The sequence below is a fragment of the Sorangium sp. So ce128 genome (assembly GCF_051525245.1).
In the GTDB taxonomy this organism is placed as follows: Bacteria; Myxococcota_A; Polyangia; order Polyangiales; family Polyangiaceae; genus Sorangium; species Sorangium cellulosum_B.
The window spans coordinates 2,022,824-2,048,300 of the sequence record NZ_CP150313.1 but is presented as its reverse complement, the minus strand read 5'-3'; the positions used below and the strand labels follow the sequence as shown (position 1 = coordinate 2,048,300).

Here is a 25,477-nt window from a genome sequence, read left to right as displayed (position 1 = left end):
CGGGGTGCCAATATACTGGGATCGGTGCGTGGCCCAGGACCGATGCGTGTGAAGCGCAGTGTCACCGCTGCGGGTGCGCTGATCCTGTCGTTATCGCTCGCGCCGCGCGTCCTCGCGGACCCGACCGCAGAGGACCGGGCGGCCGCCGATGTGCTCTTCCGCGAGGGGCGCGCGCTCGTCAAGCAGGGCAGCTACGCCCTGGGGTGCTCGAAGCTCGCCGCCAGCCAGAAGCTGGACCCGATGGCCGGGACGCTGCTCGCCCTGGCGGATTGCTACGAGCTCAATGGCGCGACGGCGAGCGCCTGGGCGACCTTCAACGACGCCGAAGCGATGGCGCGCAAAGCGGGCGACGGGCGGCGCTCGAAGGAAGCGGGGCGGCGTGCTGGCCTCCTCGAGCCGCAGCTCTCGAGGCTCGTCATCGAGGTGGCGCCGGAGGCCCGGGTCGAGGGGCTCGAGGTGCGGCGCAACGCGAAGCCGCTCGATGCGGCGATGTTCGGCTCGGCGATCCCGGTCGATCCGGGCGAGCATGCAATCGCGGCGGTGGCGCCTGGCAAGAAGGCATGGAGCGCGAAGGTGGTCGTCGAGCCGAAGCCAGGGCAGAGGACGGTGCGCGTCCCTCTGCTCGAGGACACGCCCGCGCCAGGGCGGGGAGCGCCCGCGCCCGCGGCCACGAGCGCTGCGCCCGCGGCGAGCTCGTGGAGCGCGCAGCGGACCGTTGGGCTCGTGCTGGGCGGGGTGAGCTTGGCGGGGATCGCGGTAGGCGCTGTGTTCGGTGTCGAGACGCTCTCGAAGGTGAGCGAGGCGCGCAGCCAGCACGGGTGTACCGACGACGACCCTCCCCGTTGTGACGCCGAGGGGGTCAAGCTCCATCAGGACGCCAACACGACCGCCAACATCTCCAACGTGGCGTTCGCGGCGGGAGGCGCGGCGCTCATCACGGGCCTGGTCGTGTTCCTGACCGCGCCGTCGAGCGACGCCGCGCCGTCGACGGTGCTGGAGGTGCGCCTGGAGCCTCCGGTCCGGGCGGGAGCAGCGGGGCTGTCGCTGCGAGGTAGCTTCTGAGATGCGCCCGATGCGACCATGGGGGCTCGTCATCGTCGGGGGCGCATTGCTCGTCGCCGGCTGCCAGATCATCGCGGGTGTGCGCGCCGACGCGGAGCTGAACCAAGGAGGCAGCGGCGACGAAGCGTGCAGCGTTGCTTCCGAGTGCCCGAGCGGCGTCTGTCAGGACGGCGTCTGCAAGCCGGCCGAGGCGAGGTGCGCCCTCGATCTCGAGCCGTTCGACATCCTCACGTCGGAAGACCTCGGCGGCCACGAGGTCGACACCTCCTCGCTCGTGCTGGCAAGCGGACCCGATCGCGTATTTGCCTCGGTCGTCGACAAGACTGCCAGCCGGCTCGTGATCGGGACGGTGCACGAGATCGGAGAGCCAGCCGGGTCGAAGACGGAGTTCCCCTTCACCGACGGCGCGGCCTTCGTCACCGGCCGCGAATCGGGAGGGCAAGTCATCCTTCAGGGCAGGGTGGGGTACGAGATCGGGCAGCTCGTCTTCCCCACGACCGCCGACGGCGTCTCGTCCGAGGGGACGTTCCAGCGGTTTCCCGCGCTCGCACCGGAGTGCGCGAGCCCCAACGTGGCAACGTCGATGGCGTTCGTCCAGGCGGGCGATAACACCCTTTACGCCGCGACCTGCGCGGCGCCGGGCGGCTCGACGCGAGCGCTCGTCGTCGGTGGATCGGCCGAACCTGCGCCGACCCTGGTGGCCCAGGGACCACGTACCGATGCCTCGCTCAACGTTCACTACTACACCGTCACGAACGGCCAGCACCTCCTCTTGTTGGATGACAACGCGACCGGAGAGGCGTTCTTCAGAACGGGCGCCTCGCGCGCCGATCTCGGCGTGGCGCACCAGATCCAGTTCAGCCCGTCTCCTGACGAGGTGGAGTCTTTCTTCGGGGCGTTCCCGCTGCCCGAGGGCGACGGCGTCACGCTCTTGATGGTGCACCTCGTTCCTCCGCCGAGGCTCGCCCTCTCGGCGGAGGTAGGCGTCGTGAAGGACTTCCTGTCGCTCGGCCAGGTTCCCCCGCCCGGCTTTATCCCTGTCTTCAAGCTCCAGAATGTAGACCAGTACAACCCCCCGGGCCCCGTCGCGAGCGACGGCGAAAACGTGTATTTGACGTTGGTGCCGCCGCCTGGAAAGAGCGTGAACCTGGGCTGGTTCACGCGAACAGGTGAGAGCGTGCTCCCCAACCAACCTGTCTTCTCCCTTCCGGACGGCAGCAGCGCGCAGATCCTCGGCTCGACCGTCGCGCAGCTCGGCGTCAAGCTGCTGGTCGCCTGGATCGAGCAACGCGACGGCGCCTACTCCGTGCGCGGTCAGCGGCTCATCTGCACGCTGCAATGACGCGCCAACCGGCGCGGCGCCACGTGATGATGGTGTCGAGCTTGCCGATGGCGAAGCGGTACGAGAGGAGCCGCTCCGCTTCGACGGCGAGCACCTCGCAGGCGGCGGTTCGCGGCGCGGCTCGCCGAGCGCATGGAGGCGCCGTACCGGGTGGGGCGGAAGAGCGCGGTCGAGGTGGCGGAGGGGCGGGGGGTAGTCGTCCCGGGGGCGATGCTGCCGGCAGGAGCACGGATTCCGTCGTGGTGATGTCGGATGACCTCCGTGGCGCTCTCGGATGCATTCATGTCTGCAAATAGTGATAACACGGAGGTCCTGGTGGGCAAATCTTGCACCGTCTCCGCGTGTTGCGTTGCCTGAGGGCCCTCGCGCCGTTGCCGGCGGAGGAGCGGTTGGTGGATACCCCCACCGCGTGGCGCCGTTTGCAGCATCTTGCTTGATCGAGCAAGCCACCATGGTGGCGAGCGCCGCGCGCGGCGCTCGCCTATGCGCCCGGCGCAGGCAATCGCGCGGAGACGGCGGCCCGCGGCCGCAGGCGCGCCGGGCACAAAGACTGCTAATGCCACGAAGAGGCCCTCACAGAGGTCCGAGGAGTCAGGTGCCGGCGAGTGGGCGATGGCCCGAGAGACCAGCCCGACCCCGGCGTGCACACGAATGCAGGAGAGCACCATGTCAAACACGAAAGACATCGAGCTCGAGCCATCGCAGGCAGCGACTGGCCGAGATCACGCCATCGGCGGGGCGCCAGGCCCCGAGGACACCGCGCGTGCGACCAAGATCGTGGCAAAGTCGCTCGTTCGCGAGCTGCTCGCTCAAGGACATCAGGCGTCGCGCCTCGTCTTGCTCGCGGCCGCGCTGGTCGAGGCCGTCACGTTGGAGCTGCAGCGCGCCGCGTCCGGCCCGATGGCACCGGACGGCCCGGATGGCACGGCGTCCATGACCGCGCGCCCGTGACCAGGCTGGGCGCCTCGAGCTCCGGGTGCCCGCGTTCGCCAGCCGGACCGCCCCCGCCTTGCACCCGGGCGTGAACGCCCTCCTCGTTCTCCGTCCCATCCCTGCCTCCTTGTGCCATCAGGGGTGTCCACCGACGCGAAGGAGGACTAGGTAGCGAGCTGGGTGCGTTGTTCTCAGGCGACGTCCGGCGCTCCGACACCGCGGGTGTGACGCCGCGACCGGCTGCGCGCCAGAGCTACCGGGGAGATCCTCATGGCCGATGTCGTCCTGCCGTTCGAGAAGCCGGTCGCGGAGCTCATCGCCAGGGTCCGGGAGCTGCGCGCGCTCGTCGCGTCCGATCGGAGCCTCGTGGCGGAGCTCGCCGAGCTCGAGGAGAGGATGAACCGGCTCGCGCGCGAGGTCTTCGCTGCGCTGACGCCGATGCAGAAGGTGCAGCTCTCGCGGCACGCGAACCGTCCTCACACGCTCGATTACGTGCAACGGATGTTCACCGATTGGTGCGAGCTGAAGGGGGATCGCCGCTTCGCCGACGACTGCGCGGTCGTCGCCGGGCTCGCGGGGTATCACGGCCGCAGCGTGGTGGTGGTGGGGCACCAGAAAGGGCGCGATGCGAAGGAGAACGTGAAGCGCAACTTCGGCATGCCGCACCCGGAGGGGTACCGGAAAGCCGTGCGGCTCTACGAGCTGGCGGAGAGGTTCCGGCTGCCGATCCTCACGTTCATCGACACCCCCGGCGCTTACCCGGGCCTCGGCGCCGAGGAGCGCGGGCAGAGCGAGGCGATCGGCGCGGCGCTCGCCGTGATGGCGCGGGTGCAGGTGCCGATCGTGGCGACCATCATCGGCGAAGGAGGCTCCGGCGGCGCGCTGGCGCTCGGGCTCGCCAACCGCGTGCTGGTGCTCGAGTTCGGCTGCTACTCGGTCATCTCGCCCGAGGGCTGCGCGGCGATCCTCTGGCACGACCCCGCGCGCGTCGGCGACGCGGCTGCGCAGCTCAAGATCACCGCGCCGGACCTGCTGCGGCTCGGGGTCGTGGACGCGATCGTCGAGGAGCCCACCGGGGGAGCCCATCAGGATTACGACGGCGCCGCGGCGTTGCTCGATCAGGCCCTCTGGACGACGCTCGCTTCGCTCGACGAGCTCGGGACGGAGGCGATCGTCGACGATCGGTACCGGAGGTTCCGCGGGCTCGGGTCGTTCAGCTGACGCGCCGACCTGGAGCTGTCGACCGCGAGCCCGGCAGGGCGACGAGGGGCCGTGGCGCGACCTCCCTCCCCACGCGCCCCCGGTCGAGCCACGACCGACCTCCAGCGTCACGAAAGCGAACGCCCTGAAGCGCTCCACGAGTCACGCCTCCGTGCGCGCGCTGCCCGCGACAGGCTTGCTTCCGATCACCAGGACATCGACGAGCGCCGCATTGGATAGCGACAGAACGAACTCGATCGCCCGGCTGATGTCCGTCGTGGCGAGCATCTGCTCCGCCAGGAGGCCCGACCCGGCCGCCATGTCGGTGTCGACCACATCCGGGCACAACGTCGTCACCTTGATCCCCTTGGGCAACAGCTCCCGTGCCAGAGACCGGCCGTAGCCGACCAGCGCGTGTTTGCTGGCCGCATAACCGCCGACGACAGCGAACGGCTCGACGCCCGTGACGGACGCGATGTTGAAGATGTGGGCCGACCCAGCCTCGGCCAGCGAGCCCAGGCAGGCGACGCACAGGTTGTGTACCGCCTTCACGTTGGTCGTCAGCATCGCGTCGAGATCTTCCATCGCCATGCTGCTGGTACCGAAGCGGAATATGCCGGCCGAGTTCACGAGGACGTCGAGGCGCCCCCAGCGGCTGAGCTCCGCCTGAACGGCGCCGCGCGCGGCGTCGAAATCGCACAGGTCCACCGCGACGGCGCTCACCGTCCTTCCATATTCCCGGCGCAGAGCCTCCGCGCGTTCTGCCAGCGATGCACGTCCACGGGCCACGAGGATGAGATCGAAGCCACGGCTGGCGAACCAGCGCCCGATCTCTCGTCCGATCCCGCGGCTCGCGCCCGTCACGAGCGCCACTTGAGACATGGTCCTCTCCTTGTCGATCACGAGCAACGCAGCCGCCGCGCTGCGGTCTCTGCCACACAGATGGGGGCGGCTGGTCGCATCGAGCCTGACGAGCCGCCAGCCAACACACCAATAGCCACGCGGATCACCCATCGAAGCCGATACTTTGGACCTGCGCGCACAACGAGGGATGGAGCCGATATGTCATCGACCTCTCTCGATGGCGGTCATACGCTCTATCACGCAGAGACTCCTTGAAGTCCTCGGCGCTACGCCATTGCGAGACGTTGAACAGGCGGTACCTGGCCGACGGGGCGGCGGAGCGGAACAGCCGGGCGTTCAGGAAGCCCGGGTGCGCTGCCATGTGGTCCTTGGCCCTGTCCCACATCGCGAGGACGTCCGGGATGTCGGCCTCGCTGATCTCAAAAGGATTGATCAGCCACGCGTGGCCAGGGAGCCCCCGGGACAGCTCCGACAACATGACACCCAGTCGGCACCTCGTGCCTTGGACGAGGCCAGCCGATGCACCGCGGGGCGACACACCACCCAGCGCTGCCTCGCCGACATCGGTGTCATCGAACGCGTAGACGGAGAGCAGCGTGTAATTCACGTCGCGGATCGGCTCGAACACATGGAACAACTCTGCAGTTCGCAGGCCGCACCGCTTCCGCAGGGCCAGCGCGTGGTCCTGCCAGCGCTCGGCATAGCTCGGCGCGGCCACGGCGTCGACGACGTCTATCCAGTAGATCATGTCCAGACCTCAGCGCGGCGCCGTGTAGAGCGCGACGCGGCGGCTCAGATGGAGAGCAAAATCGCTCTTGAATGGCTCGACGATCGACACGAAGCGGTCGCCGTGGATCCCAGCGAAGAAGCGCTCGGCGCTGTCCCATTCCGCCACGTTGATGAACTTGACCTCGTCAGCCAGGTTCTTGGTCCGGTACAGGCTGGAGTTGACGTACCCGGCGAGCTGGCTCATCGTCTGCGCCGCCTCGGCCCACATGGCGGCATAAGCTGCCATGCGCTCCTCGGGCAGGAACATGAGGTCGACCAGCACCAACTTGCCGGAAGGCGGGCGGAAGCGGTATTCGGAGCCGTCGACGAGATCCATCTTGAAACCGGTGAATTTGGTGCCGGCCGCGCCCAGCACCGAGACAAGCTCTGCGCTCTGTCTCACCGCGGCGCGGGCCCGCTCCCAGTCCTCCGCCGAGCTCCACCGGCAGACGCTCACCATCTCCCAGCCGGTGCGTGGCCTGAGCGTCTGGAAGATCTCGAGCAGCTGCCCCCCCTCAAAGCCTGGTTGCTCGGAGAGGAAGGAGCACACGGCGCGCCACGCATCCGCCGCGACGGGGCGGTTTCTTGTCTCAAGAAGATCGATGACCATAACCATGGATCAAATTCTTTCACTGTGGATGGGTGTCAGCGGCGAGGGCTTCATCCGCCCTTCGCGATTTCATCGACGACGTGTGACAGGCATATCTGAAATGTACCTTCGAACGGGGCAACGAGATTCTTGTAGTCCTTGCCGGCGAGCTGCTTCATGAACGCGTCTTCGCTCTCCCACTCGGCGCGACTGATGAAGTAGTAGGCGTCGTGCTCCGGGTGGTAGGTCTGAAAGAGCTCTGCGGAGATGAGCCCATCCCGTCCGGCCATGAGGGCCTTCGTCGCGCCCCACATCATCGCGTTCTCCGCCGCCTGTGGCTGCCGGATGCGGTAAGGATTGGTGATGACGAGGCGCGATCCTCGCGCCGGCTGCTCCACGAATTCGCTCCGATCGACGAGCCCGTAGAGGTTGATGCCGCGATCGGCCTCCAGCGGCCGCTCCAGGCCGGCCGCCCGGGCAGCGTAGTGAGCGTTGATGTCGGTCCATCGAACAACGCTGATCAGGTCGTATCCGCGCGCGTTGAAGCGCTTGAAGACGACGTGAAGCCGGGCATTGAGGAACCCGGGGCACGCGGCCAGCTCACGGGCTGCTCCAACCCACGACCGCCGAAGCGCGTCGGCTCTGTCGGTCTCTACGATGTCTATTTGTGCGATCATGTGAATGCCAATCTGGTCAATGATGCGGGCAGGTGGGCTAGCATGATCTGGCTCTTCGGCTGGAAGCCGCCGCTGACGATCGCCTTGAACGCGGGGCTCGCGAACGCAGCCTGGAACGCGGAGACGCTGGTCCAGCGCGCGACGTTCACGAAGCAGCCCGCGCGCTCGCCGGGCACAGCCTCGAACAGGCGGCTCATGACAAACCCTGCCTGGGTTACCATATAGGCAGTCGCGCGGTCGAACTGCCGCAGGAAGCGCGCGCGATCCTGCGGCGTCAGCGCGCACAGCGTGATCAGCAGGACGCCAGCCGAGGAGCTCGCTCGGGTGATCGCGATCCCGTCACGACGACCGCGAGCGCGGACAACCGTGCGAGCGTCGAGCCTGAGCGACGGCTGCGGCGACGAGGCGTCCATGGGGTCATCTCGAGAGAGTCGATCCGGCGTCGTCGAGACCGTCATGAGAACGTACGGTGCCGTGCCATAGCCATCGCGATCCAGGTCATCTTGCTCGATGGCAACGGAGAAGCCGGCGCGTCCACACCCCCGGCGCAGGAGCTGCTCGCCTGCCCTCGCGGGGTGAGCGCTCGCCGAGGACAGGGTAAAAAAATCGAAACGGGTGACCATGATCCTCACTCCCAGCACTGGCCGGCCGACGGCGGCCTCAGCGCAAACTCGTTTCAGGATGGAACCTCGACGCCCCCAGGAAGCCGGGCGTGGTCGCCCTCCTCTTTATCCATGCCATCCCTGCCTTCCCGCCCCCTCGGGTTGCCCGCGGAATCGGGGGATCATCCTGCCCACCGCTTCTCGTTCGTCCCGGTGCGCAAAGCCAGGCATCGCTCGATGCCGCCCGGGCGCACCGCTGCTACAATGACGACGCGTGGCAGAGCCGGCCGCGGAGCTCCCACGCCGGCGTGCCGGTCCCAGGCATGCGCCACGAGCACGGAAGCATGTGCGATGGGCGCGGGGAGGGTCATAGGATGGCACGAGCACTCGAGGTCGCTTCCGTTGTGTTCACCAGCGCGTTCGCCGGCGGCAGCCTGCTGGTGTCGACCGCCGTGGCTTCCAGTTTTTCATCCATGCGTCCGAGCGAGTTCCTGGACTGGTTCGCGGTCCATGGACCGCGCATGGGCATGACGCTCTTCCCCTTGAACGTCGGGGGAACGGTGGCGTGTGGATACAATCTGTTCAGCGCCATCAAGCGGAAGCAGCACCCGTTGCCGTGGGGGCTGGCCACCGCGTGCATGGCCGGCACGCTCATCTTGTTGCCTCTCTACTTCGCACGCGCGAACGAGGCTCTGATCGGGAAGACGATCGACGTCCGGGAGGTGCCCGAGGTCATCACGTCGTGGTCCAAGTGGCAGTGGGGACGAACGGGCCTCAGCATCATGGCAGCGCTCTTCGCTGGAGTTGGAGCGCGCAGGGCGACCTCCGGGTGACTCCCCGCCAGGTGCGCTCACCTCATCAACACGCCGCCGTTCACGTGGAGGACCTGGCCCGTGATCCATCGGCTGTCGTCGGACGCGATGAAGGCCACGACGTCGGCCACGTCCTCGGGCGTCCCGACCCTGCCGAGCGGCGTCATCGAGGCAACCCCCTGGATCCTCTCGTCGGTCATCTGCGTGCGCAGCGCGTCGGTGTCGATGATACCCGGCGCGATCGCGTTCACCGTGATCCCACGCGGCCCGAGCTCCGCGGCGTGGACGCGCGTGAACGCCTCGATCGCCGCCTTGGCGCCGGCGTACAGCGACGTCCCCGGCATGGCCATGCACGAGAGATCCGAGGAGATGTTGATGATCCTCCCGGAGTTGCCCATGAGGCGCGCTGCCTCCTCGGAGGCGAAGAGCACCGAGCGCGCGTTCAGATCGAAGATGTTGCTGAACGCAGCCCGGCTCACGTCCCGCAGGGCGCACGCCTCGAACACGGCGGCGTTGTTCACGAGGACGTCCACCCGCTCGAACGCCGCGGCGGCGCGCTCGAAGAGCACCTTGATCTCCTCGACGCTGGAGACGTCGGCGCGCACCGCGGTCGCGCGCCGTCCCATGCCCCTGATGTCCTCGACCACGCGCGCTGCAGCCACCTCGTTCGATGTGTAATTGACAATCACGTCCGCGCCGTCGCGCGCGAGCCGTCTCGCAACGGCAGCCCCGATCCCGCGTGACGCCCCCGTCACCACCGCAACCTTGCTCTGTCTCATCGCTCTACACCCGTTCTCTTCACGCCCTCGCGGGCGCGTTACATGATTCGCCCTGTTGGCTGGTCGGCCATGGTTCCGCTCCGACCGGCGCTACGCGATCGGCTCCACGAAGCCGACGCCCTGCGCGTGACCCGCGTCCTGAGTCCTCTGCTCGACGACCGCTCGGAGCGTGTCCTCGAAATCCTCGCGACGGACGAACGGGACCAGGAGGCCCCGCTCCCTGAGGCTCGCGAGCGAGACGCCCATCGCCGCGAACTTGGACCGGACGAGGACATTGATGCAATGGACGCGTGGCCTGTTCCGCTTGATCCACATCACCATCCCGGTGCGGTACTCGCGGTCGAAGTCCGTGAGGCGCTCGGCGTCCACGAAGAGGTCCGCCGGGTGGCCGGACGCGGCGAGCGCCTCGAACAGGCTGACCAGCGGGGGGACGAAGGCGGCCTCCCCGTGGCCGCTGCAGCGCACCACGAGCACGCCTGGAGCAGGGTGCTCCAGCCGGACCTCGCCCCGGTCCGTGCTGATCCTGTCACCGCCGATCTGCGGTACAAAAAACGCTGGCATCAACGTCTCCTCTCGCCGGGCATCCCAGGCGTGCTCGCCCTCACCGTCACCGTTCTGCCACGACAGTGGCGACCGCGAAGTTCGCCTGATGGGAAATGGTCAGATGTATCTTCTCGACGCCGAGCTCCCTCGCGATCTTCAGCGACGCGCCGGAGAGCTCGAGCGTCGGCCGTCCGCCCTCGGCGCGGATGACCTCGAGCTCGTGCCATGCCAGCCCCGCCGGCGCGCCGAGGGCCTTGACGCAGGCTTCCTTGGCGGCGAACCGGCCAGCGAAATGCTGAGCAGGGGAGCCCCGCATGCGACAATAGGCGCGCTCCGTCGCGGTGAACAGCCGCTCCTCGAAGCGGCCCTCGTGCCTCTCGATCGCCGCCGCGATGCGATCGATCACGCAAAAATCAACGCCGACACCGATGATCATCCCGTGAGCCCTCTCCCCCGCTGGGTTCACGAACGCTTCGCGCGGTCGACGGCGCTGTGGATGTCCGCCACCGTCTTGAGCGCCTTCTCCGCGCCGTCCCCGAGCCTGACCTGGAAGGCCCGCTCCACCGCGCACACGATCTCGATCATCTCTGTCGAGTCCACGTCCAGGTCGTCCTGGAGCAAGGCGTCGTCCGAGAGGTCCTTCATGGGTCTCCCGAGGAACTCGGCGAGGATCTTCTTCACCTGCATATCGACGGTCTGAGCACTCTGCATCGCTTGCCTCTGCATTGTTAAATCACGTTGTCTGACGTTCTTGTGCGGTTCGAGTTTCGTTATCTCCGGTCCTGGCCGATGATCATCGACGCGTTCATGCCGCCGGAGCCGCGGCTGTTGATCTGGGCGAAGCGAAGCTCGCCGTCCTTGATCGCGTCCGTGGTCACCGCGAGGTCGCAGCTCGCGTCGAGCGCGTCGACGTTGGTCGTCGGCGGGACGGTTTGAGAGAAGAGACCCATGGCCGCGAGGGCGGCGTCCATCGCGCCGCCGGCGCCGTACAGGTGTCCAAACATCGATTTAGGCGCCGTCACCTTGACCTTGCTGCCGAGCGCGCCGAACACCTTGTGGATGGCGGCGGCCTCCTGCGCATCTCCGTCGATCGTGGCCATGCCGTCCGCCATGATGAAGGAGACGTCGCTCGGCTCGATCCCGGCTTCGTCGATCGCCTTGCGCATCGCGATGCTCAGGCCGCGCTCCTCCCTCGGCAGCGGCGCGGGGTGGCATGCGTCGCTGGACAGGCCGAAGCCCCTGATTTCACCGTAGATCCTGGCGCGCCGACGGATGGCGTGAGCCCGGTCCTCCAGCACGAGGAACGCCGCCCCCTCGCCCGGGACGAGCCCGTGGCGACCGGCGTCGAACGGGCGATACGCCGCCTCGGGTGGCGTGTCCCGGTCCTGGTTCAGGATGCCTTCCGTGAGGCACGCAGAGTAGGGAAGCGGCGACATGACCGCCTCCGTACCGCCGGCGAGGATGATGTCGCAGTGGCCCTGCGCGATGCTCCGCGCAGCGTATCCGACGCTGGCCAGGCCGCTGGCGCGATCGCACACGATGGTCTTGCTGTGCCCGCGGAGCCCGAACAGGATCGAGACCTGCCCCTGCGGCGCGGCAGGGAACCAGGCGGTGGCCTGGTGGGGGCTCACGTCCCGCACCCCTTTTGTGTACAGGTGCCGCAGCTCGCGATCGGTCACCGTCCAGCCGCCGAAGCAGTTGCCCACGTAAACGCCGAACTGCTGCCTATCGACCTTCTCGAGGTCCACCTCGGCGTCCTTGAGCGCCATCGCGCAGGCGGCGATCGCGTACTGCGTGTACGGGTCCAGCTTGCGGGCCAGGCGGGACGGCATGAAATCGATGGGTTCGAAGCCGGTCACCTCGCCGCCGAAGACGGCCGGGAAGCGGCTGGTGTCGAACTTCGTCACCCTGCGCACGGCGCCGTTCCGGTTCAGCGTGTTGGACCAGACCGTTCGACTACCGACTCCGTTCGGGGCGAGGAGCCCAATTCCGGTGATTACTACCTGACGATTCACTGTCGTGCTCCTGCTCAGCTCGGGGCGCGAAACACCAGCGCGCTGTGGATTCCTGAGAAGCCGCTCGCCGCCTTCAGGACGACGTCCACTCTCCGCTGGATACCTTCGTTGGGGACGTAGTTCAGATCACAGGACATGTCCTTGTTCTCGTAGTTGATGGTGGGGAAGATCTCGGATTTGAGGATGGAGAGGACCGAGGCGACGCTCTCGAGCGCGTTGGCCGCGGCCAGGGGGTGCCCCACCATCGACTTCAGCGAGCTCACCGGCACCTTGTAGGCGTGATCTCCGAGCGTCAGCTTGAGCGCCGCCGTCTCGTTCGTGTCGTTCTGCTTCGTCGAGCTGCCGTGCGCGCACGCATAATCGACCTTGTTCGGCGCGATGTCCGCGTCGAGGAGCGCAAGCCTCATCGCGCGGGACAGATCGATCCCGTCCGAGGACAGGTCGGTCATGTGGTACGCGTTGTTGCACGAAGCGAAGCCGCCCAGCTCGGCGTAGATCGTGGCCCCGCGCCGCAGTGCGTGCTCCCGCTCCTCGAGGATCAGGACCCCGGCGCCCTCGCCCAGCACGAAGCCGTCGCGCTGATCGTCGAACGGCCGCGAGGCGCGCTGCGGGGAGTCGTTGCGCCTGCTCGAGAGGGCACCCAGGATGTCGAACGCGGCCAGCGCGATCGGCGTGATGGGCGCCTCCGACGCGCCGCAGATCATCACGTCTGCATCGCCCGTGCGGATGGTGTCGAGCGCCAGCCCGATGGCGTCCAGGCCGCCCGTGCAACCGGTGCTGAGCGTGCAGCAGGGCCCGCGGGCTCCATAGAGGCCGGCGACCTCCGCCGAGGCCACGTTGAACGTGGACGCCTGATAGAGCGAGCGCTGTACCCACGTCGGATCGTACGGCGCGGTGCCGCGCTCCGTCAGGGCCAGGAACTCCTCTTCCATGAACCTCGTACCGGCGATCGCGTTGCCGATGCAGACACCGAACCGGTCGGGGTCAGGGACGCCGCCGGCGAAGGCCGCGTCATCCATCGCCATCTTGCTCGCCGCGACGGCAAACTGCGCATATCGGTCCAGCCGCCGAAGCTGATCTTCCCTGAGGCCGTGCGCCCTCGGGTCGAATCCCTGGACCTGACCGGCGATCTTCGATTTGAACCCGTCCACCGGGTAGCTCTCGATCGCGCGGACCCCGGACCGGCCGGCCATCGCGCCAGCCCAGAACTGCTCGACGCCAATGCCGTTGGGAGCGATGATCCCGAGTCCGGTGATGACTGCCCTACGACGATTACCCTTCTGAACGAACTTCACGATATCTAAACCTCTCGCCAGCCATGTGTCTGCCCGACACCGGTCATCATCAATAATTTCCAAGCCCACCGCAGATATTCATCGCCTGTCCGGTGATCCCGCGGGCGCTGTCCGACGCCAGGTAAGCCACCATCTCCGCGACCTCGTCGGGGTCGATGTAGCGACCGATCGGGACGCGCTGCTCGATGCGCCTCTTCGCGTCGTCGACGCTCACGCCCCAGATCTTTGCGTAATTCCCGCGCGCCTTCTCCGCGAGCTCGGTCTCCACGAACCCCGGGCAAACGGCGTTCACCGTGATGCCTTTAGGCGCGAGCTCGAGGGCGAGCGACTTGGTGAAGCCGATGATCCCGTGCTTCGACGCGCTGTACGCCGCGGCGTGGATCACGCCCTGCTTACCGCCGGTCGACGCGACGCTGAGGATCGTCTTCAACGTGCCCTCGGGGGTGTGGTTGAGGACCGACCTGGTGACGTAGAATACGCTGTTCAGGTTCGTGTCGATGATCTCCCGCCACAGCTCGACGTTCATGTCGGCAGTGATCCCTCCGCCGCCCCGTCCCGCGTTGTTGAGCAGGACGCTGATGTGCCCGAGCTCCCGGACGGCAGCCTGGACGGCCGCATCGACCTCCTGCGGCGAGGTGACGTCGCAGATCCCGATCGTCGCGACGCTCCCCGCGGCGCGGACCTCGGCGCTGGTCGCCTCCAGCTGCTGCCTCGAACGCGCGAGGAGAGCGACGCTGAATCCGTCCCTCGCGAGCCTCACGGCCGCCGCCTTGCCGATCCCGCGGCTCGCACCCGTGATGAGAGCGACCTTCCGACCCTGATTCGTCACGACGATCTCCCCTGTGCTTGCTCCGCGGTGCGTCCCTTGATCGCGAGCATCGTACCGCGGCTGTTGTCGTTGATCGCCTTGGTCACTCGCGCCAAGGCGTCGCCGGGGCTGATATCGCCCCAGACCTGCTTCATCCCGTCCGGCCTCAGCTCGACGGCGTGCCATGACACGACGCGGACCCCGCCTGGCACGCGCTCGATGAGCCATTTCCCGCTGTGTCGGCGCAGCGCCGGCGGCGGCTCCGGCTGGAAGTAACTGATGCTCGCGTGCGGCGTGCAGCGTCGGATCGACCGGATTTGCTCCATCTGCCCCTTCACGTCCACGGTCATGATGAACTCCTGGTGCTGACCGTCGTCGTATCGCATCTCGACGCGGTGGCAGTGCGAGAGCACCTGCGGCCAGTCCTGTGCGCGCGCAAGGAGCGAGTACACAGCCTCGGGCGAAGCCGCGATCACCATCTCTTCCTGGAACTCGCCGTAGAGCTCGCTCTGCAGGCCATGGAACGTCCTCGACTCGAGCGCTTGCTTGATCGCCTGAAGCTCGCGCTTGCTGTTCGTGTCCGTCGATTTCGACATGAAGCGCAGCGCCTCCTCGGGCGTCGACACGCCGTCGACGAGCCCACGAACGTCCGGTTTGATCTCGAACCGGTGCTCCAGGACGATGAGCGTCCCGGTCTGCACCGGGAAGAATCGCCAGGACCCTTCCATGGACCTGAGGAGCGGCGACGGCTGCACCTGGCGGAACGAGATCGCGCGCTGCTCGGGGAAGAGCTCCCTGGTCGAGCGCCAGGTCATGAGCTTGCCATTTGCGAGCGCCGTGATCTCGACGAGCTGCGAGCTATCGGTCCGCTCGATGACCCTCACCCCCTTGCAGGGCGGGAAGATCTGAGGCCACGCCTCCACCTCGGCCGACAGCGCGTAGGCGTCGTTGACATCAGCGGCGACCTCGATCGTGTGCTGGTAGAAGTTCATCTGCAGGTTCCTGTCCCTTGTGTTCATTGCCATCAATCCTCGTGTCGCGACTCAGCTCTCTCTGCTGCTCGCCCTTGCAGGGGCCAGGCGGCCGCTCAGCCTGAAGCCGTCGCGCATCATCTTGCTGAGCAAGTAGATGTTCGTCGCCCCAGCCATCAGCTCGGCGGCCTGGAGTCCCACGAACAGCGGCCCGAAATTCCCCCGGCTCGCGAGCCGGTAGAGGACGAAGGCGCACGGCACCAGGACGAGGAGGCCGTTCATGGCGATGAACTTCATGCGCCTCTGCTTGCCGTCCACGATCCTGCCCCTGCGAGAGCGGGCCAGGAAGTTGCCGCTGCCCCCCGCCGCCGCGATGCTCGGGATCAGCAGCGCGAGCCCGTAGAGGATGCCGCGCTTGACCGTGACGATGGTCTCGACGTTCCCCGAGAGCTCCGCGAGCATCGTGGACAGGAAGAAGGTCGAGACGAGGCAGAGCGCGAGTGTCCCAGCGACGCCGTGCACAGTTCTTTTCATATCGCTCTCCGGTGGATCGCCCGCTCGCCGGGAGGTGTGCTCGCGGCGCGGGCGACCGGGTGGAAGCCCAATCACATCCCATGCCACTCCGTCCTCACCCGAACGCGCGCTCCGCGATGCCCGGCGCGGAGCGTTCTGCGAGGCCCGTTGTGCCAGGCTCCGCCGGGCCGGCCGGTCATCTCCGTTGCGCGATCGCGCAACAGGATGCTTCCCGGGAGCGACGGCTTGCCCTGTCTGCGCTCGGCGGCTTCGGTCCGCAGCAGACACGCTCTACGGCCGGCGCACGGCGACTACCGGGGTTCGCTGGCAGCCGCGCTGGATGCGGCGCGCTTCATGTCCGCAGGCCGGGAAGGGTGCTTGAGGATCAGCGCCGCGCAGCTCGCCGGTCCGGCTGGGCATCCGTTCGAGCGTCAGCGCATGGGCAGAAAGAGAGAAAGAAAGCAAATAGCGGCTCGGAGCTTCCCGCGCGTGTCCTTGAGCGTGAGCTGCACCAATCGCGCGAGCCGAACCGTGTGTCAGGTGATCGCGGAGGCGCTGTCCGAGACCGAGCGCCTGCGGCTCCAGCGGAGCCTGCCGGACTGGGCGCCCACAAGCGGGTTAGGCGCCGTGATAGGCACGACGACACCGAGTGTCTCCCCCGGCCTGACCGGCCAGCGAGAAGACAGACGATGAGCACTCCGTTCCACGGCAAGGAGTTCCCGTTCAACCAACCCGACGGGGCCTCGTTGCGGGTCCGCAGCTTCGGCGATCAGCACTTTGCGAGCTTCGAGACGCTGGACGGGTACACCATCGTCGAGGGTCCGGTGTCCGGCTTCGCTCGGCGGTCGCTCAGAGCGTCGCTCCGAGCCTCTCCAGCACCTTGGGCCACCCAGGCTTCATGCCTTCGAACGCGCTCCTGCCGCTCGCCGAGTCGAGGTTGAAGCCCTCGTGCGTGAGCGTGAGGAGCGTGCCCGTCCCTTCCGGCGTGAGGCGCCACGTGATGAGGGTGTCGAGCTTGCCGATGGCGAACCGGTACGAGAACAGCCGCTCCGCTTCGACGGCGAGCACCTCGCAGGCCTGCTTGCCCCAGGGTCCCATGTCGAGCTCGAAGCGGTGTCCAACGACGGCTCTGACGTCGCCCGGAGCCCACCAGCGCGCGTGCAGCTCCGGATCCGTGAGCGCCCGCCAGACGGCGGACGGAGGTGCTGAGTAACGATGTTCGAGGTGGATGACTGCGGGGGCGTTCATTTTTTTCCTTCTTCGTTGAGGAGCTCTTCGAGGGCGGCGAGGCGCGTCTTCCAGTACTGAGTGAACGTGTCGAGCCACTCGTCGACCTCGCTCAGCGGGCGCGGATCGAGGTGGTAGTAGCGCTCGCGTCCGCGCGGCTCCTCGCGCACGAGGCGCGCTTTGCGGAGCACCTGGAGGTGCTCGGACACCGCGGGGCGGCCCAGGTCGAAGCTACGCGCGAGGTCGTTCACGGCGCGAGGTCCCATGCGGAGCTGCATCAGGATCTCGCGCCGCACCGGGTTGGCGAGCGCCGAGAACACGTCGACTTCAGCCATGTCCTCAATATGTCGGAAATCTCCGACGCGTCAACAAAATCCGACGCGTCGGCCGGCTTTCACGTTCGCTTCAGCGCGTACGCGATGCCGCTCCGCAGCGTCCCCGCCGTGACCAGGCCCCGCAGGTCGACGTCGAGCTCGATGAGCGTCCGCGCGATCGCCGGCTGGATGCCGGTGAGCACCACCTGGGCGCCGAGCAGCCCGACGGCGCGCGCGGCGTGCACGAGCATCTCGGCGACCTGGACGTCCACCGCCTTGACCCCGGTGATATCGATGATCGCGATGCGGGCCGCGTGCCTCTCCACCCCCTGGAGCAGCGTCTCGATGATCCGGCTCGCCCGCGCGCCGTCGAAGAAGCCGATGAGCGGCATCACCAGCACCCCCTCGGCGATCGGCAAGAGCGGCGTCACGAGCTCACGTATCGTGTCCTGCTGCGCCGCGATCAGCTCGTCCCGGGCCGCCTCCCGCTCGCGCTCCGCCGCCTTGACCCGCGTGATGTCGACGGAGATCCCGGCGATCGCGCCCTCCGGGATGCCCTCGCCGCGGAAGGGGAACTTGATCGAGTAGAACGTCTTCTCGCCTCGGGCGTGAGGGACGGGATCCTCGGCCTCGAACGGGGCGCCGTTCCTGCGCACCAGGTCATCGACGTCATTGTAAATAGACGCAACTTCCGATGGAAAGAAGTCGCTATCGGCCTTTCCAAGCATGCTGCCCGGGGTCGCCCCGACGAGCTCTTCCACCGAGCGGCTCACCAGGAGAAAGGCTCCTTCCCCGTCCTTTGCATACATGAGGACCGGCGCGTGATCACAGAACGTCGCCAGCAGCGCCTCGCTCCTGTGGAGATGCTGCTCGCGGCGCTTTCGCTCTGTCACGTCCTCTGCCGACAGGAAGATCTCGCGCGCGGATCCATCCTCGCTTCGCGCGAAGACCTCCGCGCGCACGGCGAAGATGCGCTCGTCTCCCTCGCCGCCTCGCGCCCGGAGCTCGCCCTCGATCACCTCGCCGTCCCGCGCCCGCTTCAGCCGCTCCGCGCTCGCGGCGAGGCCGGCCATGTCGCCCGGGTGTATCCTCTCCGAGAGCGCCTCGACGCCGCGTGTCGAGAGCTCTTCGCCCGTACAGCCGAGCGAGCGGGCGAGGGCGGCGTTATGTGCGATGAGCCGCCGCTCGTCGAGGCCCACGACACACAGGATCGTCGGCGCCGCGTCGAGCATCCTCTGGGTTCGCGCGCTGAGCGCGTCCTGCTGCTCCTTGGCCCTGGTCTCGTTCATCGCGGCAGGCCTCTCCTCATGGCGGCTCCTTCCAGGCCCGGCGGCGGACGCGCGGACCAGAGCTCGACCCATGATAGCCACGGCGCGCGCGCGGCGAAACCGAAGACGCGGCGCCGCCTCGCTGTCGCGGCCAGCCGGCCGGCAGGCCGGCGCGGCGCCGTAGCCTGGCCCACCCGCGCAAGCGACGATCGCGGCGCGCGTCACGCAATGCGGCCTGCCGCGCTGAGCAACGCGAGGCTCAGGGGAGCAAGCTGCACTTCGAGAGGGGCGTCCGGTAGTCCATCGCCTGGGTGTTGCGCTCGAACTCCTCCAGGTTGTTCGGACAGACGACGTACCAGCCAGCGTCGGTGAAGGCGCTCACTTGACGATCGGTGGTGGCCAGATCGTACGCGAGCATGACGGTATCGTAGCCCCAGCCGAACAGCTTCTGACCGAGGAGCACATCCACGTACCCCGCGCGCATGCGATCCATGTACTCCGGCAGCGTGTCGAAGGCCACCGAGTGAATGGTCTTCTCCTTCGCTCTCGCGGTGAGGAGCGGCGCGTTCTTCGCGAGGTCGGGCTCGCCGAGGAGCTTGCTGTAGGAGAAGAAGAAGCCCGTGATCTCCGGGTCCATCTCCAGGGCCTCCTCCGCGGTCTGCGCGCAGAAAGGGATCGCGTAGTCGCAGCACACGCAAGGGAGGCTCACGGCGTTCGTCATGTCCGGGTACTTCTTCAGCGTCTCGGAGAAGCCGGCGAGCCGGTCGATGAACGTCCCCGCGGGGGTGGGGGTGTAGACTCCGTTACCGTCGTCATCCATCATCGTCTGCAAGGCGACCTTGCCGGTCTTCCCGTTGATGGTCGCGAGCGCATCCATGAGGAAGGCAGCAGCGGCCTTGTTGTCCATGCCGTAGTAGGTGTGGCGCTTGCTGGCCGGAGCGTCGCCGCCGTACGTGACGACCTTGATGCCGGCGTCCACCGCCTGGTTGACGAGATCGTTCTCGCAGACACCGTCGAAGACATCGACGGATATCGCATCCACCTTCAGGTCGATGACCTCTTGCAGCACCTTCATCTGCGGCCGGGAAAGGTAGCAGGCGTCGTCGGGGTCCAGCGGCTTGCCGTCTTCCGTGAGCTCCGGACATTCAGGGTCCAGGATCATCACGTTGACCGGCCGCGTGCTCGTCGTCGACAGCTCGCGCTGCGCCTGCGCGGCGCCCGCGCGACCCAGATCGTGGAACCGATTGCACTTGTTGTGGGTGATGTAAGCGATGGTCAGCGGCGCTTCCGCCGTGCTTTCGCCCGAGCTGCAGGCAAGCGCGCTGGTCGCCAGAAAGATGCCCCCAGAGATGGCGCGATGAACCATGAATCCCCTCCTTTTCTCGATATCGTTCGACCCGTTTCACCGTCCCCTGACGGTTCAGCGCGGCTGTGCGCGCGCCGACATCCGGGACCCCCCCTGCGATGGCGCGGGCTACGCGCGCCTCGCGCTCATTCGCGGCGCAAGTGGCGCGGCTCCTGTCCACCGCGAGCTTGCCCGACCGGAACCGCATACGCGATGCCGCTCCGCAGCGTCCCCGCCGTGACCAGGCCCCGCAGATCGACGTCGAGCGCGATGAGCGTCTGCGCGATCGCCGGTTGGATGCCCGTGAGCACCACCTGGGCCCCGAGCAGCCCGGCGGCGCGCGCGGACTGCACGAGCATCTCGGCGACCTGGACGTCCACCGCCTTGACCCCGGTGATATCGATGATCGCGATGCGAGCCGAGTGCCTCTCCACGCCCTCGAGCAGCGTCTCGATGATCCGGCTCGCCCGCGCGCTGTCGAAGAAGCCGATGAGCGGCATCACGAGCACCCCCTCGGCGATCGGCAAGAGCGGCGTCACCAGCTCCCGTATCGTGTCCTGCTGCGCCGCGATCAGCTCGTCCCGCGCCACCTCTCGCTCGCGCTCCGCGGCCTTGACCCGCGTGATGTCGACGGAGATCCCGGCGACCGCGCCCTCCGGGACGCCCTCGCCGCGGAGGGGGAACTTGATCGTGTACAGGGTCCGATCGCCCTCGGCCTGCGGGACGATCTCCTCGGCCTCGAACGGGGCGCCGGTCCTCCGCACCAGGTCATCGACGTCCTTGTAAATAGACGCAACTTCCGCCGGACAGAAGTCCCTATCGGTCTTTCCGAGCATGTTGCCCGGGGTCGCCCCGACGAGCTCCTCGGTCGAGCGGCTCGCCAGGAGGAAGGCGCCGTCACGGTCTTTCGCGTACATGAAGACAGGGGCGCGGTCGCAGAGCGCCGCGAACACCGCGTCCCTCCTTCGGCCGCCCTGCTCGCGGCGCTTTCGCGCAGTCACGTCCTCTGCGAAGAGGACGACCTCGCGCACGGCGCCGTCGTCCCCTCGCGTGAAGACCTCCGCGCGCACGGCGAAGACGCGCTCGCGCTGCCCTCCCTCGATGCTGCGCGCCCGCAGCTCGCCTTCGACGACCCCGCCGTCGCGCGCCGCGGCGAGCTCGGCCGCGCGCGCGGCGAGGCCGGCGAGATCGTCGGGGTGAATTCGCGCCGAGAGCGCCTCGACGCCCCGCGAAAGGAGCTCTTCTTCCGTGCAGCCGAGCGCCCGGACGAGCGCGGCGTTATGCCCCGTGAGCCGCGGTCCCGCGAGGTCCAGAACACACACGATCACCGGCAAGGCGTCGAGTATCCGCTGGGCTCGCGAGATCGTCGCGCCCTGCATCCGGCTGGCCTCGGTCTCGTTCATCGCGGGCATCGGGGGGACTTCTCTCGAGAGCTCCCTGCCCGGTCAGGGCAGGAGATCACACTTCGTTTCTCGTGGTACATCGATGAGGACGGCGCTCGCCTTCATGTCGATGGCTCCCTGATGCGCGTCGGCAGGAGAAGACCGCCAGAGAAATTTCGGTCGTGCACGCTCCCCCTTCACGACAGGGACACGGCGGTCCAGCCGAGTTGCATCATTACGACTATGGCAAACAGGATCGACTGTCAACGCCTTTTACGTCCTCGTTCCAACGATGCCGACCATGCGAGTTCCAGCCGGAGAGCATGCCAATCGACAGTAGGGTACCGTCGGAGATGACTCCACGGTGGACGATTCGGCCCCTCATGGGGCGATAGGTTGACGCAATCCACCGTGATGAGGCGATAGCCGGCGCGCTCACAGCCCGGCTCCGCCTGAGCCGCCCGAGCCGCCTGAGCCCGCAGAGCCGCCGTCACCGCCTGCGCCGCCCCCGCCATCGGCGCTCCCGCCTGCGCCGCCTCCGCCATCGGCGCTCGCGCCGCCTCCGCCAGCCCCGCCGGCCCCGGTGGTCCCGCTCGCCTGAGAAGAGCTCGCGGAGACGCCCGTGTCGAAGCAGTTCGGGTTGTCGTCCTCGACGAAGCAGCCCACCTCGATGGGGTGGCCGACCTCGACGCAGCCCCCCGCCAGGAGGCCTGTCGTGGCCGACAGGCGGATGAGGAGCGCGGGAAAACGTGTGCTCTTCACGGTGAAGCTCCGTGGCTCGCGCGCCCGACGGTCGCGATGGAGGAGGGCCTGGCCGCCGCGGCCGGGCTGCCTGCGGCGTCGTCGTCGAGGTGAAGCTCGATCCCGGCGAAGAGCGTGAGGCGGTTCCTCAACGCGAAATCCGCGGTGGGGCCGCTCTCGACGAGGTAGCGCGGCTGCCCCTGGTTGGGCCCGACGACGTAGGGCTCATGGGCGGAGAACGCGTACTGCCCGCCGAGCGTGTACCCGGCGCCCTTCACCCCGGGTATCGCGCCCGTCACCGCCGCGCGGAGCTCGAGCTGCGGCGGCACCTCGGGGCGAGGGGCGATGTTCGACGGATCGCCGCCATAGTACGCCTGGTCGGCGATCCGCCGGCCCATGTAGGCGGCCGCCAGGGACACGGCGCCAGAGCCGACCTCGTACGATACGCGGGCGTTGCCGTACACCTGCGGCGCGACCGTGATGGGGACGTCGTCGCCGGTGCCGAACCGCGCGTTCCGGGTGATCTGCTCGGCGGACATGCGGCGTCGCGTCGCGGCGAACGTGGAGTTCACGCCGACGCGCAGCTTCCGCTCGAGGAAGCTCGTCTCGAAGCCGAGGTTCGCGCCGTAGTTCTCGATGCCTGGCACGTTGTTGTACCTCGAGACGCTGGGCGCCTTCGCCCTCAGGAGCTGGAGCTCGATGACGTCCCGCCAGTCCGAGTAGAAGCCGCCGGCCGTGAAGGAGTACGCGCCGCTCCGGAACGACGAGACCGCCTCCAGGGAGGAGACCTTCTCCGGCTTGAGGCCGTCCGGGTTCGGCAGGAGCCTGCCGCTCACGGTGTAGAGCTCGACGAAGCTGGGGGCGCGGAACGCGCTCGAATAGATGAGCTTGAGCGACACGCGCTCGTCCGGCGTGAGGATCAGCGCGGCGCGCGGCGAGATCGCGTTCGCCACGTACTCGAGCGGGATACGCGAGTCGAGGTCGACCCGGATCCCGGCGTTGAGCGAGAGGGGCCGGAACAGGCGGAGCGTCTGCTGCACATAGGCCCCGAGCGCGGCCTCGTCCTCGAGACGGTGTCCGCCGCCGTGCCAGCGCGTGCGCGCCGGGTCGGAGCCATAACTCTTCCCCGTGAGCTCGTCGAACGCGACGAACTCGTAGGCCGACGTGCGGAGGCGCCCATCGAGGCCCGCCATGGTCGTGAAGGCGCCGTCGCCTGCCCAGTCGTACCGCGCCTGGAGCTCCAGCCCGACCCAGCGGGAGAGGAACAGCGCGTCCTTCCGGCAGGGACCGGACGGGCCGCGCGGGCACTGCTCCGGATCGAGCACGTCGATCGGGACGTGCGGCACCAGCGGGTCGTGGCCCACCACGTAGCGCGAGCGCTCGATCCGGCTGAACCCGAAGTAGCCGCGCGCCACGCCCTCGAGCCGCTCGCTCAGGCGGGCGCGATAACGCACGCTGGTCAGGACGAGCGTCTGCGTGTTGTCGTTGCGCGCGTCGTCATAGGCCCCGACGCGGTTCTCGTGGAGATCCATGAAGGGCGCGGCCCACGACGAGCGCGTCGCCTGCGCGACGGCGCTCAGGTCGCCGACGTCGAGGCGCACGAAGGCGCCTGCCTTGCGGCGAAACCACTGCTCTTCCACCGTGCCGCCCCAGAAGCCGGGCTCGGCGTGCGAGCCGAGATCCATGACGGACACGCCGTCCGCCAGGACCGGGAGCCGCTGCTTCGGGAAGCTCACCTCGGGCCCCTCGAAGCGGTGCATGTCGACCGCCGCCACCACGCCCGCGGGCTGCCCGAGCAGCGTAAGGCGGCGCCCGAAGGCGAGCGCCGCCGTGCCCTCGCCCCCGACGCCCTCGAGGTCCGGCGCCCTGATGTCGCCCGATTCGTCGAGCGGCGGCGACGCCCCGAGCGTCAGGGAGGCGCGGATGCCCTGGTGATCGGCGGCCTTCTTCGTGACGACGTTGATGACCCCCAGCATGGCCTGCGCGCCGTAGAGCACGGAGCCAGGGCCCAGGACCACCTCGATGTGGTCGACGATCTCGATCGGGATATCGTGCAGGAAGACGGCGCCGCCGCCCTGCTCGTTCACGACCATGCCGTCGAGCACGATCAGCACGTGGCTGTTCGAGTCCCGGGTCAGGGCGACCCCGCGCGCGCCGACCTCCGGGACCGACATGCGGTCGTGCGCGAAGACGCCGCTCGCGAGGAAGGTGAGCGCGTCGGCGAGGCGCCGTATGCCGAAGAGCTTGAGCTGCGCGCCCGTGATCACCGACGACATGGCGGGCGCGTCGCTCTCGCGCTCCGCGGAGCGCGAGGCGCCGGACACGACGTTCTCTTCGAGGATCTCGAGGAGCGAGCTGACGTCCTCGGCCCGCGCCTCGCGCGGGGCAGCGGTCGACCACGCGAGCGACGCGGCGCAGAGCAGTGCGAGACGGGTCGAGCTCACTCAGTAAATCCTTGCCAGTTTGAGGATGGGAGCAGGGAAGTCGATGTGCTGGGCCCGGGCCTGCGCGAGGTTGATGCTCATGCGCGGCTTGCCGTCCGCGACGTCGACGCCGAGCACGGCCCCCTGCGAGACATAGGGCTCCACGGCCGCGAAGCTCAGGATGCCCGTGTCCGTGAGCGCGCCGCGTATCGAGGCGACCTCCCTGCCGAGCCCCGAGGAGATGTACACGACGTTGATGTCGCGCGCGCGGCACGTCGCGGCGAGCTCGGACGCGCTCGAGTACTCGGCGCTCTCCACGCGGATCGGCTTGTCACGCACCTTGCCGATGTCGTTCAGCGCCCTCCTCATCTGGAGCGCGGCGCTCAGCGAGTCCGCGTCGCCCGCCCGAGAGAGCAAAAGGAAAGAGACCTGTCCCTTCACCCGCTCTGGAAAGCCCCTGTCGTACGGCAGGATGCGCGTGACGATCTCCGCTTGCACGGCGAAGGGCGCCGTCGCCGGCTCCGCCATGACATGGAACGGGACGAGGGCGGCCGCGACGAAGAGGCCGAGCACGAGGGCGCGCCGGCGAGGCGTCATGTCTTGCGTTCCTTGCCGCGCGACAGGCCGGCGAGCTTGCGGATGCGGAGCGCCGCTTGCACCTGCGGGGTGAGGGCGAGGAGATCGCCTTTCCTGCTGAAGACGCCGTCGAAGCCGAGCTCCGCGTACCGCGATCCGGCCTCGGCGTCCGTGGTGTAGAGGTAGAAGAGCGGCGGCTTCTCGCCCTCGGGCACCGCGGCCTTGAGCGACCGGAGGACGGCGGCGCCGTCGAGGCCCGGCATGAAGAAGTCGACGATGACGAGATCGCAGCCGCGCAGGTGACGGGCCGTGCCCACGAGCTGCGTCGTCGTGACCACCTCGTAGCCCGCGCTCGACAGCTCGACGCGGATCCGCATCAGCACGATCTCGCTGTCATCGATCACCAGGATGCGTCCGCCGTGTGACAT

General features: G+C 68.1%; 28 protein-coding genes. 5 read left to right on the top strand and 23 right to left on the bottom strand.

The features are described 5' to 3' along the window. Positions 1-42: 42 nt before the first annotated feature. The 4 genes from WME82_RS07960 to WME82_RS07945 all read left to right on the top strand — a co-directional run bounded on the left by WME82_RS07960 (position 43) and on the right by WME82_RS07945 (position 4,558). Positions 43-1,062, top strand: coding sequence for a hypothetical protein (locus WME82_RS07960; protein WP_438042333.1), 1,020 nt, complete (start codon positions 43-45; stop codon positions 1,060-1,062). Between the two features lie 10 nt (positions 1,063-1,072). Continuing rightward, positions 1,073-2,404 carry a hypothetical protein gene (locus tag WME82_RS07955; protein WP_438042332.1) on the top strand — a complete coding sequence of 444 codons (1,332 nt, stop codon included), beginning with the start codon at positions 1,073-1,075 and terminating at the stop codon, positions 2,402-2,404. 666 nt (positions 2,405-3,070) lie between these two features. Further along, positions 3,071-3,355: a hypothetical protein gene (locus tag WME82_RS07950; protein ID WP_437915298.1), complete on the top strand. Its 285-nt coding sequence runs from the start codon at positions 3,071-3,073 to the stop codon at positions 3,353-3,355. A 252-nt stretch (positions 3,356-3,607) separates the two neighbouring features. Beyond that, positions 3,608-4,558, top strand: coding sequence for an acetyl-CoA carboxylase carboxyltransferase subunit alpha (locus WME82_RS07945; protein WP_437744889.1), 951 nt, complete (start codon positions 3,608-3,610; stop codon positions 4,556-4,558). Between the two features lie 141 nt (positions 4,559-4,699). Here WME82_RS07945 and WME82_RS07940 read toward each other — a convergent pair whose 3' ends face one another. The 5 genes from WME82_RS07940 to WME82_RS07920 form a co-directional block, all read right to left on the bottom strand. Next, positions 4,700-5,419 carry an SDR family NAD(P)-dependent oxidoreductase gene (locus WME82_RS07940; protein WP_437744888.1) on the bottom strand — a complete coding sequence of 240 codons (720 nt, stop codon included), beginning with the start codon at positions 5,417-5,419 and terminating at the stop codon, positions 4,700-4,702. 124 nt (positions 5,420-5,543) lie between these two features. Then, positions 5,544-6,149 carry an antibiotic biosynthesis monooxygenase family protein gene (locus WME82_RS07935; RefSeq protein ID WP_438042331.1) on the bottom strand — a complete coding sequence of 202 codons (606 nt, stop codon included), beginning with the start codon at positions 6,147-6,149 and terminating at the stop codon, positions 5,544-5,546. Between the two features lie 9 nt (positions 6,150-6,158). After that, the gene (locus WME82_RS07930; protein WP_438042330.1) at positions 6,159-6,785 is read right to left on the bottom strand and encodes a hypothetical protein; all 627 of its coding nucleotides are present in this window, start codon (positions 6,783-6,785) and stop codon (positions 6,159-6,161) included. Between the two features lie 44 nt (positions 6,786-6,829). Continuing rightward, complete coding sequence (locus WME82_RS07925; protein WP_438042329.1) at positions 6,830-7,435, bottom strand: antibiotic biosynthesis monooxygenase family protein; 606 nt, start codon at positions 7,433-7,435, stop codon at positions 6,830-6,832. After that, positions 7,432-8,058 (bottom strand): antibiotic biosynthesis monooxygenase family protein, encoded by a 627-nt coding sequence (locus WME82_RS07920; RefSeq protein WP_438042328.1) that lies wholly within the window; start codon positions 8,056-8,058, stop codon positions 7,432-7,434. Before WME82_RS07920 ends, WME82_RS07925 begins: the two co-directional genes overlap by 4 nt. A gap of 353 nt (positions 8,059-8,411) precedes the next feature. Between WME82_RS07920 and WME82_RS07915 the strand changes: the two genes are divergently transcribed. Next, positions 8,412-8,870 (top strand): hypothetical protein, encoded by a 459-nt coding sequence (locus WME82_RS07915; RefSeq protein WP_438042327.1) that lies wholly within the window; start codon positions 8,412-8,414, stop codon positions 8,868-8,870. 17 nt (positions 8,871-8,887) lie between these two features. On the opposite strand, the gene WME82_RS07910 is transcribed toward WME82_RS07915, so the two are convergent. The 18 genes from WME82_RS07910 to WME82_RS07825 form a co-directional block, all read right to left on the bottom strand. Then, a complete protein-coding gene (locus WME82_RS07910; protein WP_438042326.1) occupies positions 8,888-9,628 on the bottom strand; it encodes a glucose 1-dehydrogenase in 741 nt (246 codons plus the stop codon). A 90-nt stretch (positions 9,629-9,718) separates the two neighbouring features. Continuing rightward, on the bottom strand, positions 9,719-10,189 hold the full coding sequence (locus WME82_RS07905) for a hypothetical protein (RefSeq protein WP_438042325.1): 471 nt from the start codon (positions 10,187-10,189) through the stop codon (positions 9,719-9,721). Between the two features lie 46 nt (positions 10,190-10,235). Next, positions 10,236-10,607 (bottom strand): holo-ACP synthase, encoded by a 372-nt coding sequence (locus WME82_RS07900; RefSeq protein WP_437744880.1) that lies wholly within the window; start codon positions 10,605-10,607, stop codon positions 10,236-10,238. 26 nt (positions 10,608-10,633) lie between these two features. Continuing rightward, positions 10,634-10,882, bottom strand: coding sequence for a phosphopantetheine-binding protein (locus WME82_RS07895; protein WP_437869688.1), 249 nt, complete (start codon positions 10,880-10,882; stop codon positions 10,634-10,636). 59 nt (positions 10,883-10,941) lie between these two features. Further along, positions 10,942-12,186, bottom strand: coding sequence for a beta-ketoacyl-[acyl-carrier-protein] synthase family protein (locus tag WME82_RS07890; protein WP_437744878.1), 1,245 nt, complete (start codon positions 12,184-12,186; stop codon positions 10,942-10,944). Positions 12,187-12,200: 14 nt separating this feature from the next. Continuing rightward, on the bottom strand, positions 12,201-13,481 hold the full coding sequence (locus WME82_RS07885) for a beta-ketoacyl-[acyl-carrier-protein] synthase family protein (RefSeq protein ID WP_437744877.1): 1,281 nt from the start codon (positions 13,479-13,481) through the stop codon (positions 12,201-12,203). Between the two features lie 49 nt (positions 13,482-13,530). Further along, a complete protein-coding gene (locus tag WME82_RS07880; RefSeq protein WP_438042324.1) occupies positions 13,531-14,310 on the bottom strand; it encodes an SDR family NAD(P)-dependent oxidoreductase in 780 nt (259 codons plus the stop codon). Further along, positions 14,307-15,308: an aromatase/cyclase gene (locus tag WME82_RS07875; protein ID WP_438042323.1), complete on the bottom strand. Its 1,002-nt coding sequence runs from the start codon at positions 15,306-15,308 to the stop codon at positions 14,307-14,309. Before WME82_RS07875 ends, WME82_RS07880 begins: the two co-directional genes overlap by 4 nt. Before the next feature lie 24 nt (positions 15,309-15,332). Beyond that, positions 15,333-15,794, bottom strand: a complete 462-nt coding sequence (locus WME82_RS07870) for a hypothetical protein (protein WP_438042322.1) — start codon at positions 15,792-15,794, stop codon at positions 15,333-15,335. A gap of 828 nt (positions 15,795-16,622) precedes the next feature. Then, entirely contained in the window at positions 16,623-17,021 is a 399-nt protein-coding gene (locus WME82_RS07865; RefSeq protein ID WP_438042321.1) for an SRPBCC family protein, read from the bottom strand. Beyond that, on the bottom strand, positions 17,018-17,335 hold the full coding sequence (locus WME82_RS07860; protein WP_437744872.1) for an ArsR/SmtB family transcription factor: 318 nt from the start codon (positions 17,333-17,335) through the stop codon (positions 17,018-17,020). The genes WME82_RS07865 and WME82_RS07860 overlap by 4 nt, the downstream gene beginning before the upstream one ends. A 59-nt stretch (positions 17,336-17,394) precedes the next feature. Next, on the bottom strand, positions 17,395-18,603 hold the full coding sequence (locus tag WME82_RS07855) for a PAS domain-containing protein (RefSeq protein WP_438042320.1): 1,209 nt from the start codon (positions 18,601-18,603) through the stop codon (positions 17,395-17,397). 238 nt (positions 18,604-18,841) lie between these two features. Then, positions 18,842-19,948, bottom strand: coding sequence for a substrate-binding domain-containing protein (locus WME82_RS07850; protein WP_438042319.1), 1,107 nt, complete (start codon positions 19,946-19,948; stop codon positions 18,842-18,844). A 125-nt stretch (positions 19,949-20,073) separates the two neighbouring features. Further along, positions 20,074-21,339 (bottom strand): PAS domain-containing protein, encoded by a 1,266-nt coding sequence (locus tag WME82_RS07845; RefSeq protein WP_438042318.1) that lies wholly within the window; start codon positions 21,337-21,339, stop codon positions 20,074-20,076. Positions 21,340-21,744: 405 nt separating this feature from the next. Continuing rightward, positions 21,745-22,071: a hypothetical protein gene (locus WME82_RS07840; RefSeq protein ID WP_438042317.1), complete on the bottom strand. Its 327-nt coding sequence runs from the start codon at positions 22,069-22,071 to the stop codon at positions 21,745-21,747. Next, entirely contained in the window at positions 22,068-24,494 is a 2,427-nt protein-coding gene (locus WME82_RS07835) for a TonB-dependent receptor plug domain-containing protein (protein WP_438042316.1), read from the bottom strand. Before WME82_RS07835 ends, WME82_RS07840 begins: the two co-directional genes overlap by 4 nt. Beyond that, positions 24,495-25,070: a YfiR family protein gene (locus tag WME82_RS07830; protein ID WP_437869676.1), complete on the bottom strand. Its 576-nt coding sequence runs from the start codon at positions 25,068-25,070 to the stop codon at positions 24,495-24,497. After that, positions 25,067-25,477, bottom strand: a complete 411-nt coding sequence (locus WME82_RS07825; protein WP_438042315.1) for a response regulator — start codon at positions 25,475-25,477, stop codon at positions 25,067-25,069. The genes WME82_RS07830 and WME82_RS07825 overlap by 4 nt, the downstream gene beginning before the upstream one ends.

What these genes read in the sequence shown, in the direction of transcription:
- WME82_RS07910 (WP_438042326.1), bottom strand. Translation starts at nt 9,628, where the DNA reads ATGAGACAGAGCAAGGTTGCGGTGGTGACGGGGGCGTCACGCGGGATC.
- WME82_RS07920 (WP_438042328.1), bottom strand. Translation starts at nt 8,058, where the DNA reads ATGGTCACCCGTTTCGATTTTTTTACCCTGTCCTCGGCGAGCGCTCAC.
- WME82_RS07895 (WP_437869688.1), bottom strand. Translation starts at nt 10,882, where the DNA reads ATGCAGAGTGCTCAGACCGTCGATATGCAGGTGAAGAAGATCCTCGCC.
- WME82_RS07845 (WP_438042318.1), bottom strand. Translation starts at nt 21,339, where the DNA reads ATGCCCGCGATGAACGAGACCGAGGCCAGCCGGATGCAGGGCGCGACG.
- WME82_RS07935 (WP_438042331.1), bottom strand. Translation starts at nt 6,149, where the DNA reads ATGATCTACTGGATAGACGTCGTCGACGCCGTGGCCGCGCCGAGCTAT.
- WME82_RS07900 (WP_437744880.1), bottom strand. Translation starts at nt 10,607, where the DNA reads ATGATCATCGGTGTCGGCGTTGATTTTTGCGTGATCGATCGCATCGCG.
- WME82_RS07850 (WP_438042319.1), bottom strand. Translation starts at nt 19,948, where the DNA reads ATGGTTCATCGCGCCATCTCTGGGGGCATCTTTCTGGCGACCAGCGCG.
- WME82_RS07925 (WP_438042329.1), bottom strand. Translation starts at nt 7,435, where the DNA reads ATGATCGCACAAATAGACATCGTAGAGACCGACAGAGCCGACGCGCTT.
- WME82_RS07855 (WP_438042320.1), bottom strand. Translation starts at nt 18,603, where the DNA reads ATGAACGAGACCAGGGCCAAGGAGCAGCAGGACGCGCTCAGCGCGCGA.
- WME82_RS07950 (WP_437915298.1), top strand. Translation starts at nt 3,071, where the DNA reads ATGTCAAACACGAAAGACATCGAGCTCGAGCCATCGCAGGCAGCGACT.
- WME82_RS07955 (WP_438042332.1), top strand. Translation starts at nt 1,073, where the DNA reads ATGCGACCATGGGGGCTCGTCATCGTCGGGGGCGCATTGCTCGTCGCC.
- WME82_RS07930 (WP_438042330.1), bottom strand. Translation starts at nt 6,785, where the DNA reads ATGGTTATGGTCATCGATCTTCTTGAGACAAGAAACCGCCCCGTCGCG.
- WME82_RS07860 (WP_437744872.1), bottom strand. Translation starts at nt 17,335, where the DNA reads ATGGCTGAAGTCGACGTGTTCTCGGCGCTCGCCAACCCGGTGCGGCGC.
- WME82_RS07945 (WP_437744889.1), top strand. Translation starts at nt 3,608, where the DNA reads ATGGCCGATGTCGTCCTGCCGTTCGAGAAGCCGGTCGCGGAGCTCATC.
- WME82_RS07940 (WP_437744888.1), bottom strand. Translation starts at nt 5,419, where the DNA reads ATGTCTCAAGTGGCGCTCGTGACGGGCGCGAGCCGCGGGATCGGACGA.
- WME82_RS07875 (WP_438042323.1), bottom strand. Translation starts at nt 15,308, where the DNA reads ATGAACACAAGGGACAGGAACCTGCAGATGAACTTCTACCAGCACACG.
- WME82_RS07905 (WP_438042325.1), bottom strand. Translation starts at nt 10,189, where the DNA reads ATGCCAGCGTTTTTTGTACCGCAGATCGGCGGTGACAGGATCAGCACG.
- WME82_RS07915 (WP_438042327.1), top strand. Translation starts at nt 8,412, where the DNA reads ATGGCACGAGCACTCGAGGTCGCTTCCGTTGTGTTCACCAGCGCGTTC.
- WME82_RS07825 (WP_438042315.1), bottom strand. Translation starts at nt 25,477, where the DNA reads ATGTCACACGGCGGACGCATCCTGGTGATCGATGACAGCGAGATCGTG.
- WME82_RS07960 (WP_438042333.1), top strand. Translation starts at nt 43, where the DNA reads ATGCGTGTGAAGCGCAGTGTCACCGCTGCGGGTGCGCTGATCCTGTCG.
- WME82_RS07830 (WP_437869676.1), bottom strand. Translation starts at nt 25,070, where the DNA reads ATGACGCCTCGCCGGCGCGCCCTCGTGCTCGGCCTCTTCGTCGCGGCC.
- WME82_RS07870 (WP_438042322.1), bottom strand. Translation starts at nt 15,794, where the DNA reads ATGAAAAGAACTGTGCACGGCGTCGCTGGGACACTCGCGCTCTGCCTC.
- WME82_RS07865 (WP_438042321.1), bottom strand. Translation starts at nt 17,021, where the DNA reads ATGAACGCCCCCGCAGTCATCCACCTCGAACATCGTTACTCAGCACCT.